Here is a 15,314-nt window from a genome sequence, read left to right as displayed (position 1 = left end):
GTACCGCGCCGCGCCTGGCGCTGGCCGCTGCCGGCGCCGGCGGGCGCGGCGGCCTGTTGGCCCGGGTGCGCCGCCTGGCGCTGGGCCGCCCCCAGGCCCCTACTATGAGCGAGCGCCTGCTGGCTGGCTCCCTCACCCTGCTAGGGCTGCTGGGCCTGAGCACCGGCGTGGTACTGGCCGCCCGCCCGGCCCAAACCGTGCCCAGCCAAACAGCCCCTGCCGCTAGCCCCGCCGATACGGCCCGGCGGCGCGTGGCCGCTCTACCAGCTTTGCCGGCTTTGCCTGGTATTCCGGCCCTGCCCAGTATGCCGGCGGTGCCCGGCATTCCGGCCGTGCCCGGCGTGGAAGCACGAGAAGCGCCGGAGCAAATAGGGCAGGAAGAGCAGATAGAAATACTTGATAATGAGCCTCTGGGGCGCTTGCGCCGCCTACGCCAAATTGCTCCGCGCCGGGGCCAGGCCAGCACCGTTGTAATCGAGAAAGACAAAAAAGGCCGCGTCGTAAACCTGACCGTGGATGGCCAGCGCATCGAGACGACCGATAAAAAAGCCAAGCGCGCCAAGAAGGTGCGCACCGTGGAGGTCGTAACGGTACCCAGCCCTTCGGTGCGCATTGAGCGCCCGGAGCGGCCCGAACGCGCGGGCACGGGCTCTTTCAGCTTTGATTTTTCGACTGATGACTTGAACGACCAGGCCCTGCAAGCTGCTCGCGAAAGCTTGGCTAAAACCCTGCGCGAGCCAACCCTCAATGCCGAGCAGCGCCAGGAAATAGAACGGGAAATGCGCCGCGTGCAAGCTGAGCTAGGCCGCCAGCAGGGTGAGCTGCAAAAACAGTTCCGCACTTTCCGACTCGAGCTGAACGGCCTCAATGGCGCAGCCGCCAGCCATCCTGCCGACCCTACCTTTCACCTGGACCGCAGCAAGCGCGGCTACGTGCGGCTGAGAGTTGACAAGCAGGGCAAAATGCTGCACGGCGATGCCGACTGGCAAAGCGACCGCGCCGCCGCCCAAGCCGACCGGGCTGCTGCCCAGGCCGACCGTGCCGCTGCCCAGGCCGACCGCGATGCGGAACAAGCCGACCGCGATGCAGAACAAGCCGACCAGGCTGCCACCCGGGCGGAGGCCACCGGGCGCCGCGCTGAATTGCGCGCCCGCATTGCCGCCGCCGAGGCCGAGCTGCGCACCCTCGATGGCCGCGCCAGCCTGCCCACGCCGCCCCGCCCGCCGCGTGCCCCGCAAGCGCCAGTTACGCCGCAGGCGCCGCCCGCCCCGCCGGCCCCCGCCGCCCCCAAAACAGCCGAGCTGCGCGCTGCCCTGCGCCAGGATGGCCTCATCGGCCCGGCCGAGCGCAGCTTCTCCTTCCAGCTCACCGACAAGGGCGGCCGCGTGAATGGCAGGAAGCTCACGCCCGACCAGGTGGCCCGCTACCGCCAGCTGCTAGGCCAGCCGGTGAGCGGCAAGGGCAGGTCCTCAACGTTTAACATCAACGTGAACGAAAACTAACTCCTTGGCACTGATGCCAGAGGCTAGCGGGCCGGTTGTCTGAGATTGCAGATGGCCGGCCCGCTTTTTTGTGCCCGGTGCGGCCGGGTGTGGCCTTTTTTGAAAATAATTCTTTCTTCGCTGTAACGAATGGCTACCTCGCCGGTACTCCCTGCAAAACCTACCACTCCTGACCTCCTTACCGCCGCCCCTATGCCTGCCGCCACCGCTACTGCGCTCAGCGACGAAGCCTTGATGGCCCAGGTGCAGGCCGGCGACCTCGACCAGCTAACCGGGCTGTTTGAGCGCTACCACGGCCCGCTGTTCGGTTTCCTGGCCAGGCTGGCCAACGGCGACCGCGACCTGGCCCAGGACCTGACCCAGAACGTGTTTGTGCGGGTGCTGCGCTACCGCGCCAGCTACCAGCCGGGCCAGCCGTTTCGGGCCTGGGTCTACCAGCTGGCCCGCCACGTGTGGGCCGACCACTACCAGCGCCAGCGCCCCAGCGCCGACCTGGAAGAAGTCGAAAAAACCGCTGCCCACGGCCGCCAGGCCCAGGCCCAGCGCGCCGCCACCGACCAGCACCAGGCCCTGCACGAAGCGCTAGGCCTGCTGCCCGCCGCCCAGCGCGAGGTGCTGCTGCTGCACCGCTTCCAGGGCTTCGACTACGCCGAAATCGGCGAGCAGCTCGGCTGCACCGCCGGCGCGGCCAGGGTCAAGGCCCACCGCGCCCTCGACGCGCTGCGTAAGATTTACTTAAGTTAACCAGCTGATAAAAAGCAACTCATACTTTATAATTCACAACTCATAATTAAAACAGTGGCTATTAATTCTGCTCACCTGACTGACCCGGCCTGCGCCGAGCTGCGCCTCTGGCTGCCCGAGCTGGCCGACGGCCAGCCGCTGCCGCCCGAGGCCGCCCACCTGGCCGCGCACCTGCCCACTTGCCCCGCCTGCCAGGCCGAGCTGGCCGAGCTGCGCCAGCTCTTCAACGACCTCGACGCGCTGCCCCCCGAGCTGCCGCCGCTAGCCATGCGCGACGATTTTCAGGCCATGCTGGCCGAGGAAAAGGCGAAGCAGGCCGCTGCTTCGCCCGCCGGGCTGACGGCCGCCCGTGGCGGCCAGCCGCTGGCCTCGCCCCAGGTCGAGCAAGTGGTTGTTAATCAGAAAAATACCCCCAGCCAGCAGTGGCTGCGTGTGGCGGCCAGCGTGGCGCTGGTAGCAGTGGGGGCCGTTTTGGGCTTGTTGCTGCGCGGCGGGCAGCCGGCTAGCCCGCTGGCCCAGCTAACCCAAACTGAGCAGCCGGCCCAGCCCTCCCTGTCGGTAAAATTGGCGGCGGCGCGCCAGCAGCCCGCCACGGCCAGCCAGCGCCTGCAGCTCGTGAGCCAGGCCCCGGCGGCCATCGTGGAGCCCAACGACCCGGCCGTGCTCACGCTCATTCATACCCTTGATACTGACCCTAATCCGAACGTGCGGCTAGCCGCCTGCGAGGCGCTGTTCCGGCTGCGCAGCGACCCGCGCGTGGGCCCGGCCCTGGTGGAGGCGCTGCCCCTGCAAACCGACCCCAACGTGCAGATTACCCTCATCGAAACCCTGGTGACGCTGCGCGAAAAGCGCGCCGTGCCCGGCCTCGAAGAACTCGCCAAAAAGCCCGACGCGCTGCCCGCCGTGCGCCTGCAAGCCGAAAGCGGCCTGGGGCAATTGATTTAATGGTTAATTATTAATGGTAAATGATTAATTGTTAGATGACGATACAGGTTGCTACTCCGCTCAGCATGACGAAGTACAAGATTATGTAGTTAGCTAACAATTAACAATTAACAACTAACAATTGATAAAAACTACCAAGCGGCGTGGCACGCCGCCTCTGGACAAACCCACCGCGAAGGTTTCGGCAGCGGGTGGGGGAGGGCGGTGCCACCGCGCTCTGGGGCTGCCGTCGTATTTTCTTTCGCTTTCCTGATTATGAAAAAGTTTGCTTTCGTACCCCTGCTAGCCCTCGGGCTGGCCCTGCCGGCCGCCGTGCGCGCCCAGGATTTTAAAATGAAATTCAGCGGCCCGACCAATCGCAAGGTGGTGCTCGACATGCGCGGCAGCGACGTGACGGTGGAGGGCTACAACGGCGACGAGCTGCAAATCCACGGCACGGGCCACTTTGAGGCGCCGCCCGCCCTGGCCCACGGCCTGCGCCCCATCTACAGCGGCGGGGCCGATAACACGCAGCTCGGCCTGGCCGTGACGGCTACCGGCGACAACACGCTGCGCGTGGCCCGCACGGCCCGCAGCGACGGCCACTACACGGTGCGCGTGCCGCGCCAAACCGACGTGCTCTTCAACTCGGACCCCATGGGCGGCTCCGACGACCTGACCATCCGCGACCTGAGCGGGCGCATTGAGGCCCGCCTGCTTTCGGGCGATATGCGCCTGCTGAACGTGAGCGGCCCGGTGGTGGCCAACACCGTGAGCGGCGACATCAAGGTGCAGTTCAGCGCCACCCCTAGCCAACCCAGCGCCATCACCTCGGTGAGCGGCAACGTGGACGTGACCCTGCCCGCCGCCGCCAAGCTGACGCTTTCGCTGCGCTCGATTTCGGGCGAAATCTACACCGACTTCGACCTCAACCTCGACGGTAGCAACGGCATGCGCCACGTGGGCGGCCAAACCATTGAGGGCCGCGCCAACGGCGGCGGCAGCAATTTCTCGCTCAAATCGGTGAGCGGCGACGTGTTCTTGCGCAAGGCCAAGTAACGCCGCGCCCCCTAGCCAGCCAGGGTATGCCTGCCTGCCGGAGCCGCTGAAGGTGGCTCCGCTAGCCCGCGGCTTGCCCAAAAGGTACCCCTTCCCATCACCTCCTCCCTTGCCTTTTTATGAACCGTTTTCTGCTTGCCCTGCTGCTTTTGAGCGGCCTGCGCCCGGCCCTGGCCCAGCGCCTCGTGACCCAGACCGCCCCGCTGGCCGCCGGCCAGGGCGTGTTTCTCGACCTGAAGTATGCCCACAGCATCCGGGTGCGGCCGGGGGCTAGCCTGAGCGTGCAGGCCAAGGTGACTATCAACGACAACCAGCAGAATGACCTCTACAGCCTGGCCCTTGAAAAAAGCGATACCGAGCTGAGCGTAGTGGAGAAGCTGGACGAGGACAAGCTGCGCCAAAGCCACTACGAGGGCCCCTGCGAGGGCGGCAGCCGCAACAACTCGGGCGGCGGCGTGCACGGCGGCTACACCCGCAGCAGCAAAACGGGCGGCCTGCGGCCCACCCTCAGCTACAGCAAGGACGAGTACAGCTACTGCGCCAAGATAACCTACGAGGTGACCCTGCCCGCCGGCACGGCCCTGCGCATCACCACCCTCACCGGCGACGTGGACCTGAGCGGCCTCAGCGGGGCCATTACGGCCAAAACTGTGAGCGGCGACCTGCTGCTGAGCGCCCTGAGCGGCCCCGTGAACGTGCGCAGCGTGAGCGGCGACGTGAAGCTCAACGGCCTGAGCGGCAGCCCCGTGGAAGCCACCACCGTGAGCGGCGACGTGGACCTGGCCTGGCCGCCCGCCAAAGCCGCCGAGCTTAGCCTCAAGTCCATCACCGGCGAGGTCTACGCCGACCCGGCCGTGAGCTTCACCAACCTCAAGCAGCGCAGCTACGTGGGCTACCAGCTGCACGGCAGCTACGGCAGCGGCGGTGGCCCGCTCGTGAAGCTGGAGTCGGTGAGCGGCGACGTGTTTTTCCGCAAGCAGCCCTAGCGCAAAACCAGCCCAAAAAATACTTGCGGGGCCAGACAACGGCCGGGCTTATGCCGGCGTCTATGGCGCGGCTGTACGTTTACTTCACCCACCCATCATGTCGTTTTTACAAGCTAAGCGGGGCCTTTGGGGGTTGTTGCTAGGCTTACTCTGCCTGGCCGGGGCTAGCCCCGCTGCCGCCCAAAAAAGCCTGCCGGCCGCCCCGGCCGCCGCCGCCGCGCCGCGCCGCCAGCTGGCCGCCCACCGCACGGCCGCCCCTATCAAGCTCGATGGCCTGCTCGACGATGCCGCCTGGCAGGCCGCCCCGGTGGCCGATAAGTTTATCGAAAACCGGCCCCGGCCCGGCCGCCCCGAGCGCCTGCCCACCGAGGTGCGCGTGCTCTACGACGATGCCGCGCTGTACGTGGGCGCCAAAATGGTGGAGGCTAGCCCCGACAGCATCAAGCGCGAGCTGACCCAGCGCGACAACGGCGGCAACACCGACTTCTTCGCCATTTTCCTCGACCCCTACCGCGACCACCTCAACGGCTACGGCTTCATTGTGCTGAGCACGGGCGTGCAGATGGACAGCCGCTACTCGCCCGCCAACGGCGAGGACTTTGCCTGGAACGCCGTGTGGGACAGCCGCGTGGCCCCGCTGCCCGACGGCAAGGGCTGGAGCGTCGAAATCCGGATTCCGTACTCGGCCATCCGCTTTGCCCAGGCGCCGGTGCAAACCTGGGGTGTCAACTTCATGCGCCAGCGCAAAAAAGACAACCAGCAGCTGACCTGGAACGCCATTCAGCCCCAGATTGACGGCTTCGTGAACCAGTGGGGCGAGCTTACCAACCTCGAAAACCTGCACCCGCCGCTACGCCTCTCGCTCACGCCCTACGTCAGCAGCTACGTCAACCACTACCCCTACAACGAGCAGGGCAAGCAGAATACGAGCACCAGCTTCAACGCCGGCGCCGATATCAAGTGGGGCATCAACGAGAGCTTTACGCTGGATGCCACGCTGATACCCGACTTTGGCCAGACCATCAGCGACAACCAGGTGCTCAACCTCTCGCCCTTCGAGGTGCAGTACCAGGAAAACCGGCCGTTTTTCACCGAAGGCACCGAGCTTTTCAACAAAGGCGGTCTGTTTTACTCGCGCCGGGTGGGGGCGCAGCCGCTAGGCTTCAACGACGTGGCCGGGCAGCTGGGCAAGGGCGAATACCTCTACCACAACCAGGGCGTGACGCGCCTCCTCAACGCCACCAAGGTGAGCGGGCGCACTAGTAAGGGGCTGGGTATCGGGGTGTTCAATGCGCTATCGGCCCCTAGCTACGCCACGCTGCGCGACAGCGTGGGCGGCCACGAGCGCGACGTGTTGACCCAGCCGCTGACCAACTACAACATCGTGGTGCTCGACCAGAGCCTGCCGCACAACTCGTACGTGTCGCTCATCAACACCAACGTGACACGCGCCGGCACCACCTACGACGCCAACGTGACGGCCGGCCTGTTTCGCTTTGCCGACAAGAAAAACCAGTACGCCTTCAGCGGCCAGCTCAACTACTCGCAGCGGCGCGGCCAGAACATGTTTTCGGACGCGCCCGTGAGCGACCGCACCGGCTACAAGTACTACCTCAACTACGGCAAAATTTCGGGCAACTGGACCTGGAACGTGGACCACGGCATCGAGTCGGACACCTACAACCCCAACGACCTGGGCATCCTGTTTGGCAACAACAACGTGAGCCAGTCGGCCACCGTGAACTACAACAAGTACGACGCCTTCTGGAAGGTTAATAACCTGTATACCACGCTCGGGGTGTACCACTCGGCGTTGTTTCAGCCGCTGCTGTACCAGAACGCGGGCATTTATGGCAGCGCCAACACCACCTTCACCAAGAGCTTCTTAACGACCGGGTTTAACATCAACCTGGACCTGTATAAGCACGACTTTTACGAGCCGCGCAAGGCCGAGCTGGGCCAGTACTACGTGCGGGTGCCCACGAGCTTTAACCTGGGCGCGTTCGTGTCGAGCGACTACCGCAAAAAGCTGGCCTACGACGTGAACGCGGGCATCCGGCCCTACGCCCTCGACGACCGGCTGGCCCGCCCGCGCCGCCTCGGCTTTGGCCTCACGCTGAGCCCGCGCTACCGCGTGAGCGACAAGCTGAACTTCCGCTACACGTTTGACTACAGCCTGAAGAAGAACCAGGTCGGCTACGTCAACGACGGCTTCGACCTGAGCCTGCCCATCGACCAGACCTACAGCGACCTGCTGGGGGCCGACGTGCTGCTGGGCCGCCGCGACGTGTCGACCTTCACCAACACGCTGACGACCAACTACACCTTCACCAACCGCATTTCCTTCACCATGCGCGTGCGCCACTACGTGAGCACGGTGCACTACCTCGACTTTGCCCGCCTGCGGCCCAACGGCGCCGAGGAAAACCTGCCCGGCTACCAGCGCAACCACGATACGAGCTTCAACGCCTTCAACGTGGACGCGGCCCTGGTGTGGTGGTTTGCCCCCGGCTCGCAGGTGAGCCTGGTGTACAAGGATGCCACCGCCAGCTACCTGCAAGGCAACGAGGCTACGCCGCTTTACTTCGACAACCTCACCAACGTGGCCAACACCCCGCACAATAACAACGTGTCGGTGAAGGTCTTGTACTACCTCGACTACCTGAGTTTGCGGCACCGCCGCGGCTAGGGGTTGGTTGTCTCTGGGCGTAGGTGCTGCGTTGGCAGGGGGGCGCGCCACGTCGGCACAACGAGGGCCGGGGCGACGGTAAAGGAAAGGTGTTCCGTTGTTTGGTCGAGGTAGCTGGCTGGCAGGGCTGGGTGGCTGCCGGCCAAGCCGGCCTTCGCCCGCTTACGCCCCGGGCCCGTTAGAAATACGCCAATCGGATTATTTTCAGGTAGTTGTCCATTTTGGTTGGCGTCGCGGCCGTCAAGCTGGGGCAGTTCACCCAGGCGCTGAATCGCCGCATTGACCGCGTAATACTGGGCCGTGGTCAGCCAGTCGCTCCTGAGATTGTCTGAGGTAGTAAGCAGGCCGTTGGGTGGCACGTAGAGGGTAATGTAGCCGTCGTAGGCCGGCGGCAAAGGCTTGTCAGCTTTGGGGTCCTGAAGGAGGACTACATCCCCCCTAAAGCCGACGGGAACCAGAAAAATCAGTCGGTCACGGGCGGAGAAGGCAGGTGCTATCACCAGCACCCAGAGCAGCCAGCCGAGCACCGGGCTGAGCACCGGGGCCAGCAGCTTGGCCCACAGCGGCTGCGTACTGCCCGTAAGGAGCGACCACCCTAGCCATAGCCCGCCGGCCGGCACCACCAAAAGCAGGAGCGCCGGAATAAACAGCGGGTAAAAAACGACGCCGCCCAGCACTAGCAGCACAGCCAGCAGCAGGCTGCCAACCAGCACAATGGGGCCAAGCCAAAAGCCAAAACGACGCAACCAAGTAACGAGGGCGGCCATGCGAAAAACCTGGGTAGTTAAAGCAGCTCAATGGTCGGTGCCGGCTGCCTGAGCCGGGGCCAACCGGCTAGCTCAAAGATAGGGGGCGGTGAAGACGGCGCTGGGCTCGCCAGCTACGCTGTGCCCCGCACGCGCCGGGCCAGCAGGGCTAGCCCCAAACTCAGGCCGGCGGCCCCCAGCAGAGCCCCCGGGCCCAGGTGCCGCAGGGCCGCCGCGCCGCCCAGCGCCCCGGCCAAAAACGCCAGCCACAGCGCCACGGGCCACAGCCAGTCCTGGGCCGGCGCTTGGCCGCTGAGCCAGTCGGCCAGCCCCGTGCCGAAGCGCACGAGCGTACCCGTAACGAAAGTGAGGCTGACCTTGACGCGGCCCACCTGGTGCACCGAAGCGTTGAGCGCGCCCATGGCCAGCACCAGGCTCTCGATGGCCGCCTCCGGCAGCGCATACGCCAGCACCAGCAGGTTGAGAATAACGAGCAGGAGCACCGTATTGCCCCAGCGGCCGGCCCGGCGGTGCAGCAGGCTGCCGCCCACCACGCCCGCCACAAACAGGCCGATAACGCCGGCCAGCTCCAGCAGCTTGCCGGTGTCTTCTTCGGCCACGGCCACGCCCAGCGAGGTAGTGTTGCCGCTCATAAACGACACAAACACGCCCTGAAACCGTAGGTAGCCCACGGCATCGACGTAGCCGGCCAGCGCCACCAGCGCCAGGGTAAAGCTGAGCGCACCCAGCGGCAGGGCGTCTGGGGCAGCAGTAGTAGCAGGCATGATAAAGGAAAGAGGGCTAGCGGCCGCCGGGGCTGGCAACGTTGCCGACAACGATTGCGCAAAGAAAAGCCCGCGGTCGGGCGCGGGGGCTAGCCGGCCGGGGCATATTTGCGGCCTGCTCTTGCTTCCCACCCCTTTGTTTTGACTGCTATGCTGCTAGGTTTCGGGCTGCGCCACGCGCTTTTGTTGTCGACCATGGCCACCGGCTGGGCCCTGCGCCTGGCGGCGCCCGCCGCACCTGCGCTGCTCGCCTTTCCGGGGGCCGAGGGCGCCGGTCGCTTTGCTACGGGCGGGCGCGGCACAAAGGCCCAGCCTACTACGGTGCTCGAAGTCACCAACTTGCTCGATGATGGCCAGCCCGGCAGCCTGCGCTACGCCGTGCAGCTGAGCGAGCAAAAGGCCCCGGCGCGCACCATCGTGTTTCGGGTGTCGGGCACCATTCATCTGCTCTCGCCGCTCACGTTCAGCAAAGGCAACACGACTATTGCGGGCCAAACTTCGCCCGGCGGCATTTGCCTGGCCGACTACCCGGTGCAGGTGAAGGCTAGCAACGTGGTGGTGCGCTTCGTGCGCTTTCGCATGGGCGATAAAAACCAGAACCAGGGTTTCAAAGACGGGGCGGGCGGCGACGATGCCTTCGGCGGCCAGCGCAATAACCGGCTCGTCATCGACCACTGCTCGATGAGTTGGAGCACCGACGAGTGCTTCTCGGTGTACGAGGGCGACAGCACCACGCTCAGCTGGAACCTCATTGGGCCGCCGCTCAACTACTCGTATCACTTCGAGGACGGCGATACCGACTACGAGCGCCACGGCTACGGCGGCATCTGGGGCGGGCAGCACGCCAGCATGCACCACAACCTGTTTGTGCACTGCAACTCGCGCACGCCGCGCTTTAATGGCAGCCGCTACACCCACGCGGCGGGCTATGAGAACTGCGACTTCCGCAACAACGTCATCTACGACTGGGGCGAGAACAACGTGTACGCCGGCGAGGGCGGTAACTACAACATTGTCAATAATTACTACAAGCCCGGCCCCAGCACCAAGCCTGCCGTGCGCGCCCGCCTGCTCAACCCCTACAAGCTCACCAAGGGCAACAACCCGCTGCCCTACGGCCACTTCTACCTGGCCGGCAATTACCAGGAGGCCAGCGCCGAAGTAACTGCCCACAACTGGCGCGGCGTGGACATGAACGAGGGCACCCGCGCCGACACGGCCCTGGCCCAGGCTAGCCAGCCCTTCGACCTCGGCCCCGTAGCCACCCAGCCCGCCGCCCAAGCCTACGACCTCGTGCTGGCCGGCGCCGGGGCCAGCCGCCCCTTGCGCGATACCCTCGACCAGCGCTTGGTGCGCGAAGTGCGCACCCGCACCGGCCGCCTCATCGACGTGCAGGGCGGCTACCCGCACGGCACGCCCTACAGCGTGTCGCGCAACGCCTGGCCGGTGTTAGCCTCAAAGCCCGTGCCCATCGATACTGACCACGACGGCATGCCCGACACCTGGGAGCTAGCCCACAAGCTCAACCCTAAGGACGCGGCCGACCGCGGCAAGATTGGGGCTAGCGGGTATACTACGCTGGAGGTTTACCTGGCCGAGCTGGCCAACGGCAAGTAGGGGAGCTGCTTGTGTATGTTAGGAATTGCCTTAAATCTTAGCTGACACCCTTTTCGGAGAAGTACATAAAACGACGAAGGGGAAGGCAGCAATATGCTTGCCTTCCCCTTCGTCGTTTTAATTGCTACACCTTAGCAAATCGAAATTTGCTGGCTTCCAAATAGGGCTCACTACTGTCTGAGCAAATCCACCGACGCCCTAAGCGTTCAGCAACGGCCCCTGTTGTGTTCGAGCCCGCAAATGGGTCCAGTACTATATCACCCTCCTCCGTGAGTAGTTTGATGAAGAATTCCGGTAGAGCAGCCGGAAAGCGTGCAGGATGGATTTTTAGCCCGTTCTCCTTGCATAGCTTAGTATATGGGTCGTTGGCAGAGTTGTTGCCAAACTTGAGCATTCCATCTACAACCACCTCTTCAGAAAGAGGTTCCTCGATGACGTTTGGGGGAATAGAACCGCCCGCATCTACACTAGTAAAGCTCTCGTTAATGTTATGGCCTGAAGGGCGTACTGTCTTACTAAGACCCTTCTTGTTCAGTCGTAACATATCGTCTCCATAGGGTCGGAGCACTCCTCGATTGCTGGCTTTAGGCCACGCAGTTTTACTGAGCCAAAAGACATTCTCAACAGAGTCTTTCACTCGGATGCGCCGAATCGTAACCCATTCAGCAGGTACAGGCATTTTTGCGGGATTGTACCAGAAGAGCTCTTGGGCTAGATTGAAACCAATGGTGTCTACGAGTTCAATTAAGAGTTTGTAGTGATAAAGCGAACGTGTTGGTTCGCCTTTGTTGAAACTTCCCCCGATATTTAGAACGAAGCTGCCATCATCGGTCAGAACCCGTTGAATTTCTTTGGCAAATACCAGAAACCATTGCACGTACTCTTGCTTGGTCACATTCCCATACTCTTTCTTAAAGTGAAGAGCATACGGGGGAGATGTTACTACGAGGTTCACTGAGCTAGAGGGTATAGCTTTCAGTAATTCCAGCGAATTCGCTAAGTAAGCACGGCCAAAATTTGTTTCGTAAAATGGAGCAAACCCTTCTATGTCAGTCAGTATGGGCTGAGGCGCAAATGTCAGTTCTTGCTGCAAAGTAGATTTCATTAGTGGAATTGTCAATATTGAAGATAAGTTTGATGCTCAATCTGGCCGCAAGGTAATGAAATAGGTTGACAATGTCAACCTATTAATTTTTGACTGTGACTAACGATACTCCTAACCAAGACTGGATAAGCCAGGCCGAGGCAGCCCGAAGGAAAGGCGTGTCTCGTCAGGCAATTAACAAACTTGTGAAGGCTGGAAGGCTCAAGACGCTGGAAATAGGCGGTTCAGTATTCGTCAGCAGTGAGCAAGTAAGCCAGTATACACCCGCCCCAAAAGGACGAAAAAAAAGAATCTAATATGAGTCCTGATTCCCGAGTGCGGCGGATTTTAGCCACGCTTACCCCCGATGAACAGTTAGGGCTTTATCGTGAACTCAAACTAATGCATGGTGCGCACCCAATGGAGGCGGTATTGAACCTGACGAGTGACGAAGTACTGTCAGCGCTTCAAAAAATGAAGCTTCAGGATGGAATGCCTTGGCGAATGCTACGCGGGAGCTTGGCTGATTTACTTTTTGAGGTGATAGTGTTGCCGACGCTCAGTGGTTGGGATGATGTGGCTTTTGTTGGGGATTTGCCTTATGACTACAAGTTGCGGAATGCAGCTGAGGAAGAAGTGACCATCCAAATAAAGTTACAGCGAAGTGCCAAGAACGGGCCTTCTGTATTCAATAAAAAAACAGGTAAGAACATGTTTTCTGTTGAGACACAGCGAACAAGGGGAGGGACGGTAGACGGGGTAAAGACACGCCCTTACCGATTTGGAGAGTTTGATATACTGGCTGTTTGCATGTATCCTTCAACTGGCCGTTGGGATACTTACCTGTATACCGTGGAGAAATGGCTGGTACCCCATGCCACAGAAACTAACGCCTTAGCTACCTTTCAGCCAGTGGCACAAAGGCCGAATGCTGATTGGACAGACTCTTTAGAGCAGGCTATTGCATGGCTTAAGTCGCGGCAGCAAAAGACTATTGCCTTGACCGATACCCCTCCTGCCCAGCAATCACTCGCACTGTAATTGTATTCTGGTTGCTAAACTAATGCTAGCAAACGCCCCGCCGCCGCCCACGGCGTAAGCTGCCCCGCCGCCACGGCCTCTCGCATACCCGGCAGCGACTGTTGCACCCCGGCCCGGCCGTAAAACTGCGCCTCCAGGGCCTGGCGCACGGCTTCTTCCAGCCACTGGAGCTGCTGCTGGGCGCGGCGCTGCTGCCAGTAGCCGCTAGCCTGGGTTTGGGCGGCGTAGGCCTCGATGAGCTGCCAGGCTTCGGGCAGGCCCGCGCCGCTGAGGGCTGAGCAGGTGCGCACGGGCACGGCCCAGCCGCTGGCGGCGGGCGGGAAGAGGTGCAGCGCGCCCTCGTAGTCGCGGGCGGCGCGGCGGGCGGCCTGCTCGTTGCCCTGGTCGGCCTTGGTAATGAGCAGCGCATCAGCCATTTCCATGATGCCGCGCTTCACACCCTGCAGCTCGTCGCCGGCACCGGCCAGCATCAGCAGCAGGAAGAAATCGACCAGGCCGTGCACAGCTACTTCGCTCTGGCCCACGCCCACGGTTTCGACGAAAATAACGTCGTAGCCGGCCGCCTCGCACAGCAGCAGGGCCTCGCGGGTGGCGCGGGCCACGCCGCCCAGGCTGCCGCTGGCCGGCGAGGGCCGGATGAACGCCCGCGGGTGCAGCGTGAGCTGCGGCATCCGGGTTTTATCGCCCAGGATGCTGCCCCCGCCGCGCGGCGAGCTGGGGTCGACGGCCAGCACGGCCAGCTTCTTGCCCAACTTTTCGACTAAATACAGCCCTAGCGCCTCGATAAAGGTGCTTTTGCCCACGCCCGGCACGCCCGTGATGCCCAGCCGCAGCGCGCCGCCCGTGCGCGGCAGCACGGCTTGCAGCACTTCTTGCGCCAGGGCCTGATGCTGAGGCAAAGTGCTCTCGACGAGCGTGATGGCGCGGGCCAGGGTGCCGCGCTGCCCGGCGGCAAGGCCCTGGGCATAGTCGGCGGCGGAAAGAGGGGGAGCGGGCACGGCCGCAAAATACGCACGCCGCCCGCGCCTCACCGCCGTGTTCAACCAAAGGCAGCGGGGGATGAACTGCGTAAGCGGATGAGTAAATTTTCCTTTACCGAAAATACCGGCCTGGGCTTTCGACGCTTCCGCACCGGCAGGAGCTAGCCCCTGGCGGGCAGCCACAAGGGCGACCCGGCACGTGCCGGGTCGCCCTTGTGGCCTGGTAATCAAGACTGTTACTTTACATCCACTACTTCGATGTCGAAGATGATGGGGGTGTTAGGGGCAATATTGGGCGAGGAGCCGGTGCTGCCGTAGGCTAGGGCCGACGGAAGGAGCAGCGTCGCTTTCTCGCCCTTGCGCATCAGGCTCACCCCCTGGTCGAAGCCCGTGATGAGGGAGCCGCTGCCCACTACAAAGTTGAGCGGCACGTTGGCGTGCAGCGACGAGGCGTCGAACACGGTGCCATCGAGCAGCTTGCCCGTGTACAGCACCGAAGCCGTAGTGCCGGCCTTGGCCGGCGTGCCGCTGGGGTTGCTCACGGTAGGGATGAAGTAAAGCCCCGACGCTTGTTTTTGGGCCGTAGTTATCTTGTTCTTATCCAGGTACTTCTTGAGTAGGTTGTCGTCGGGCACGGCAAAGCTGGGGTTGATGTCTACCAGCTCGACATCGTAGCGCACCACCGTGTTGGCGGGTACCGTGGGGGCCGAGCCGGAGGTGCCGAAGGCTAGCCCCGACGGAATCAGGAACGTTGCCTTATCGCCCTTGTGCATGAGCGCAACGCCTTCGCCAAAGCCCGGGATAACCTGGTTGGGCAGCAGCGCGAAGCTGACGGGCGTATTGTCGTTTTGCGCCGTGGAATAAAAAACGGTGCCGTTGAGCAGCGTGCCGGTGTACAGCACCGATACCACCTCGCCGGCCTTGGGCAGCGCGGCGCTGGCATTGGTTAAGGTGGGCACGAAGTAGAGCCCCGAGGCTTGCTTCTGGGCGGTGGTTATGGAGTTGTCGGTGAGGTACTTCTTGATGGTGGCGTCGTCGGCGGCCGAGTAGTCGGTCACCACGTCGTCCTTTTTGCAGGAAGTAGCGAGCAGGCTGCCCGTGGCGAGGAGCAGCAACGTGAGCAGGCGAAATTTGGCGGCAAGCAAAGAGGCTTTCAT

14 protein-coding genes are annotated in these 15,314 nt (G+C 62.9%); 9 read left to right on the top strand and 5 right to left on the bottom strand.

Going from position 1 to position 15,314, the window contains the following annotated elements; genetic code table 11:
• The 6 genes from Q5H89_RS13970 to Q5H89_RS13945 all read left to right on the top strand — a co-directional run.
• Positions 1-1,502: hypothetical protein (locus Q5H89_RS13970; RefSeq protein WP_305019945.1), on the top strand; the 1,502-nt coding region annotated here is incomplete at its 5' end.
• A gap of 192 nt (positions 1,503-1,694) precedes the next feature.
• Positions 1,695-2,246, top strand: coding sequence for an RNA polymerase sigma factor (locus tag Q5H89_RS13965; protein ID WP_305019944.1), 552 nt, complete (start codon positions 1,695-1,697; stop codon positions 2,244-2,246).
• A gap of 54 nt (positions 2,247-2,300) precedes the next feature.
• On the top strand, positions 2,301-3,191 hold the full coding sequence (locus Q5H89_RS13960; protein WP_305019943.1) for a HEAT repeat domain-containing protein: 891 nt from the start codon (positions 2,301-2,303) through the stop codon (positions 3,189-3,191).
• Positions 3,192-3,446: 255 nt separating this feature from the next.
• Positions 3,447-4,229 carry a DUF4097 family beta strand repeat-containing protein gene (locus Q5H89_RS13955; RefSeq protein ID WP_305019942.1) on the top strand — a complete coding sequence of 261 codons (783 nt, stop codon included), beginning with the start codon at positions 3,447-3,449 and terminating at the stop codon, positions 4,227-4,229.
• A gap of 119 nt (positions 4,230-4,348) precedes the next feature.
• A complete protein-coding gene (locus Q5H89_RS13950; RefSeq protein WP_305019941.1) occupies positions 4,349-5,215 on the top strand; it encodes a DUF4097 family beta strand repeat-containing protein in 867 nt (288 codons plus the stop codon).
• Between the two features lie 97 nt (positions 5,216-5,312).
• Positions 5,313-7,904 (top strand): DUF5916 domain-containing protein, encoded by a 2,592-nt coding sequence (locus Q5H89_RS13945; protein ID WP_305019940.1) that lies wholly within the window; start codon positions 5,313-5,315, stop codon positions 7,902-7,904.
• Here Q5H89_RS13945 and Q5H89_RS13940 read toward each other — a convergent pair.
• Together Q5H89_RS13940 and Q5H89_RS13935 are read right to left on the bottom strand one after the other, a co-directional pair.
• Entirely contained in the window at positions 7,901-8,671 is a 771-nt protein-coding gene (locus Q5H89_RS13940; protein WP_305019939.1) for a hypothetical protein, read from the bottom strand. The two genes, Q5H89_RS13945 and Q5H89_RS13940, sit on opposite strands and share 4 nt — an antisense overlap.
• A 113-nt stretch (positions 8,672-8,784) precedes the next feature.
• Positions 8,785-9,435 carry a YoaK family protein gene (locus Q5H89_RS13935; RefSeq protein ID WP_305019938.1) on the bottom strand — a complete coding sequence of 217 codons (651 nt, stop codon included), beginning with the start codon at positions 9,433-9,435 and terminating at the stop codon, positions 8,785-8,787.
• Positions 9,436-9,585: 150 nt separating this feature from the next.
• Here Q5H89_RS13935 and Q5H89_RS13930 point away from each other — a divergent pair, with 150 nt between their 5' ends.
• The gene (locus Q5H89_RS13930; protein ID WP_305019937.1) at positions 9,586-11,052 is read left to right on the top strand and encodes a pectate lyase family protein; all 1,467 of its coding nucleotides are present in this window, start codon (positions 9,586-9,588) and stop codon (positions 11,050-11,052) included.
• Between the two features lie 124 nt (positions 11,053-11,176).
• Here Q5H89_RS13930 and Q5H89_RS13925 read toward each other — a convergent pair whose 3' ends face one another.
• Entirely contained in the window at positions 11,177-12,157 is a 981-nt protein-coding gene (locus Q5H89_RS13925) for a DNA-methyltransferase (RefSeq protein ID WP_305019936.1), read from the bottom strand.
• A gap of 95 nt (positions 12,158-12,252) precedes the next feature.
• Between Q5H89_RS13925 and Q5H89_RS13920 the strand changes: the two genes are divergently transcribed.
• A complete protein-coding gene (locus Q5H89_RS13920) occupies positions 12,253-12,453 on the top strand; it encodes a hypothetical protein (RefSeq protein WP_305019935.1) in 201 nt (66 codons plus the stop codon).
• 1 nt (position 12,454) lies between these two features.
• Positions 12,455-13,177, top strand: coding sequence for a hypothetical protein (locus tag Q5H89_RS13915; RefSeq protein ID WP_305019934.1), 723 nt, complete (start codon positions 12,455-12,457; stop codon positions 13,175-13,177).
• Positions 13,178-13,191: 14 nt separating this feature from the next.
• Here the strand turns inward: Q5H89_RS13915 and meaB are convergent, their stop codons facing one another.
• Both meaB and Q5H89_RS13905 read right to left on the bottom strand, forming a co-directional pair.
• Positions 13,192-14,175, bottom strand: coding sequence for a methylmalonyl Co-A mutase-associated GTPase MeaB (gene meaB, locus Q5H89_RS13910; RefSeq protein ID WP_305019933.1), 984 nt, complete (start codon positions 14,173-14,175; stop codon positions 13,192-13,194).
• Positions 14,176-14,393: 218 nt separating this feature from the next.
• The gene (locus tag Q5H89_RS13905) at positions 14,394-15,314 is read right to left on the bottom strand and encodes an FKBP-type peptidyl-prolyl cis-trans isomerase (RefSeq protein WP_305019932.1); all 921 of its coding nucleotides are present in this window, start codon (positions 15,312-15,314) and stop codon (positions 14,394-14,396) included.

Origin of the sequence: Hymenobacter cheonanensis (assembly GCF_030581075.1) — a bacterium.
Classification (GTDB): domain Bacteria; phylum Bacteroidota; class Bacteroidia; order Cytophagales; family Hymenobacteraceae; genus Hymenobacter.
The sequence above is the reverse complement of the archived record's forward strand: the minus strand, read 5'-3'. Positions and strand labels throughout refer to the sequence as shown.

What these genes read in the sequence shown, in the direction of transcription:
- Q5H89_RS13965 (WP_305019944.1), top strand. Translation starts at nt 1,695, where the DNA reads ATGCCTGCCGCCACCGCTACTGCGCTCAGCGACGAAGCCTTGATGGCC.
- Q5H89_RS13955 (WP_305019942.1), top strand. Translation starts at nt 3,447, where the DNA reads ATGAAAAAGTTTGCTTTCGTACCCCTGCTAGCCCTCGGGCTGGCCCTG.
- Q5H89_RS13950 (WP_305019941.1), top strand. Translation starts at nt 4,349, where the DNA reads ATGAACCGTTTTCTGCTTGCCCTGCTGCTTTTGAGCGGCCTGCGCCCG.
- Q5H89_RS13945 (WP_305019940.1), top strand. Translation starts at nt 5,313, where the DNA reads ATGTCGTTTTTACAAGCTAAGCGGGGCCTTTGGGGGTTGTTGCTAGGC.
- Q5H89_RS13940 (WP_305019939.1), bottom strand. Translation starts at nt 8,671, where the DNA reads ATGGCCGCCCTCGTTACTTGGTTGCGTCGTTTTGGCTTTTGGCTTGGC.
- Q5H89_RS13935 (WP_305019938.1), bottom strand. Translation starts at nt 9,435, where the DNA reads ATGCCTGCTACTACTGCTGCCCCAGACGCCCTGCCGCTGGGTGCGCTC.
- Q5H89_RS13930 (WP_305019937.1), top strand. Translation starts at nt 9,586, where the DNA reads ATGCTGCTAGGTTTCGGGCTGCGCCACGCGCTTTTGTTGTCGACCATG.
- Q5H89_RS13925 (WP_305019936.1), bottom strand. Translation starts at nt 12,157, where the DNA reads ATGAAATCTACTTTGCAGCAAGAACTGACATTTGCGCCTCAGCCCATA.
- Q5H89_RS13915 (WP_305019934.1), top strand. Translation starts at nt 12,455, where the DNA reads ATGAGTCCTGATTCCCGAGTGCGGCGGATTTTAGCCACGCTTACCCCC.
- Q5H89_RS13905 (WP_305019932.1), bottom strand. Translation starts at nt 15,314, where the DNA reads ATGAAAGCCTCTTTGCTTGCCGCCAAATTTCGCCTGCTCACGTTGCTG.